The organism is Mesorhizobium sp. M1A.T.Ca.IN.004.03.1.1 (assembly GCF_003997555.1).
In the GTDB taxonomy this organism is placed as follows: Bacteria; Pseudomonadota; Alphaproteobacteria; order Rhizobiales; family Rhizobiaceae; genus Mesorhizobium.
In genome coordinates this window covers 1-238 of the sequence record NZ_RZTV01001046.1, presented here as the reverse complement: position 1 = coordinate 238, position 238 = coordinate 1, and the positions used below count along the sequence as shown (strand labels likewise).

Here is a 238-nt window from a genome sequence, read left to right as displayed (position 1 = left end):
AGCCGGCATCCTATCCGCCGATGTCGGCTCGATGATCACGTACCCCATCTGGGCGTCCGGGTGGGACGAGGGCAGGACGAGGTTGGTGCAGAGTGTGACTTTGCCGCGCGGCTCGTGGAGAAGGAACGCCCGAAGGTCGTCGCCCTTTGTCTCCAGCCAACGCGCCTTTTCGAACATCGTCTTGCCAGGGACGTCGATGACGCCGCCGGTGATGACATCGTTGGGCTCGCCTTCGGCA

The 238-nt window shown here is 63.9% G+C and carries 1 protein-coding gene; it reads right to left on the bottom strand.

The window, feature by feature from the left end; all coding sequences use genetic code 11:
- On the bottom strand, positions 1 to 238 hold a 238-nt coding region (locus EOD29_RS34875; protein WP_164764097.1), incomplete at both ends, for a proline racemase family protein.